At 67.4% G+C, this 1,584-nt stretch carries 2 protein-coding genes; both read right to left on the bottom strand.

Annotated elements, in window-relative coordinates:
- On the bottom strand, positions 1 to 780 hold a 780-nt coding region (locus VGR06_RS14565; RefSeq protein ID WP_327559601.1), incomplete at its 3' end, for an RNA polymerase sigma factor SigF.
- A 221-nt stretch (positions 781 to 1,001) separates the two neighbouring features.
- On the bottom strand, positions 1,002 to 1,481 hold the full coding sequence (locus VGR06_RS14560) for an LURP-one-related/scramblase family protein (RefSeq protein ID WP_327559600.1): 480 nt from the start codon (positions 1,479 to 1,481) through the stop codon (positions 1,002 to 1,004).
- Between the last annotated feature and the right edge of the window lie 103 nt (positions 1,482 to 1,584).

Here is a 1,584-nt window from a genome sequence, read left to right as displayed (position 1 = left end):
GCGCAGCTTGGTGAGGGCCTTGGTGAGCAGGCGGGAGACGTGCATCTGGGAGATGCCGACCTGGTCGGCGATCTGGGATTGGGTCAGGTTGCCGTAGAAGCGCAGGGTGAGGATCTTCTGTTCGCGTTCGTCGAGGGTGGCCAGCGCGGGGCCGAGCGCGACGCGGGTTTCGGCGAGGTCGTACTCGTGGTCCTCGGCGCCGAGGGTGTCGCCGAGTTCGGTGCTGCCGTCGGCGTTGATCGGGGTGGACAGGCTGGTGGCGTTGTAGGCGCGGGCGCCTTCCAGGCCTTCCAGCACGTCCTCGTCGGTGACGCCGAGGTGGTGGGCGATGTCGGTGACGGTGGGGGATCGGCCCAGGGTGTGGGTCAGGGTGCTGTTGGCTTCGGTGATGGCCAGGCGCAGTTCCTGCAGCCGGCGGGGCACCCGGACCGACCAGGTGCGGTCGCGGAAGTGACGTTTGATCTCGCCGATGACGGTGGGGATGGCGTAGCCGGCGAAGTCGACGCCGCGGTCGGGGTCGAACTTGTCGACGGCCTTGATGAGTCCGACGGTGGCGGTCTGGATCAGGTCGTCGGTGGGTTCGCCGCGGCCGGAGTAGCGGTGGGCGAGATGCCGGGCCAGCGGCAACCACGCCTCGATCGCGCGATCCCGCAGCGCCGCGCGGGACGCGTTCCCGACCGGCATCGCCGCCATGGCGTTGAGGAGTTCGGCGGCGCTTTCCGTTGGAGCGTCGACGGTCTCGGTCGCGGAGACGTCGGACTGCGTCACGGTGACGGTCATGCTGTGTCCTCCCTGGCACCCGTCCGGAGAGCCTGGCCCGGCGGTGGCCGCCGGACCCGGTCGGTCAGGGTGTCACTCTCGGCACGGGGTCGACGCTTGTCGATCATTCGTCGTAACCCACGCATGCTTGGCCGTTCGGTTATGAACAACTTAGCCGAGTGGGCCATCGCTGACTAGCCGAAAGTATGAGTCACCTTGCGTAGTCACTCAGTTACGAGCGCCTACTTGTCGCGGGCCAGGGCGAGGTCGAGCGCCAGGACGCTGCCGAGGACGAGCAGCGGCTCCTGATCGGCCGCGATCTGCACCGCGTAGGTGTCCCGGATCGTCAGCCAGCGCTTCGACACCGCCGCGACCTCGCGGCCGCCACGGTCGATCGTGTACTCGTGGTCGATCAGGTCGCCCTTCATCTCGAGGTCGTCCGGGCCGGGGACATCGATGGTGAACTTCTCCCGGAACGGCGTGAACAGCTTCTTGCGTACCTCGGCGGCCTTTTCCCCGCCGATCCTGACCTCGTACGTCGGACGCAACGAGACCAGGTGCCGGTGCACGCTCGCCACCTCCGCGCCGGAGGGATCTTCGATGACCAACTTGTTCCGTACGCTGAACACCTTGCCGTCGACGTGGAACACCTTGTCGCCGTGATCGTCGACGATGTCGAAGTCGTCGCCGATGCTGAAGAACCGCTCGCGTATCACATACATGCGCTCGATTCTCCCGCAAGGCTGAGCTGGCTGGCCTCGCTGTCGCTCGGCGGCTCGCGCTGAGCTGGCTGGCCTCGCTTCGCTCGGCGGCTCGCGCCTGGTA

This window comes from Actinophytocola sp., assembly GCF_036002505.1.
Taxonomy (GTDB): Bacteria; Actinomycetota; Actinomycetes; order Mycobacteriales; family Pseudonocardiaceae; genus DASYTH01.
The sequence above is the reverse complement of the archived record's forward strand: the minus strand, read 5'-3'. Positions and strand labels throughout refer to the sequence as shown.

Coding starts and splice junctions, on each gene's coding strand:
- VGR06_RS14560 (WP_327559600.1), bottom strand. CDS start 1,481: ATGTATGTGATACGCGAGCGGTTCTTCAGCATCGGCGACGACTTCGAC.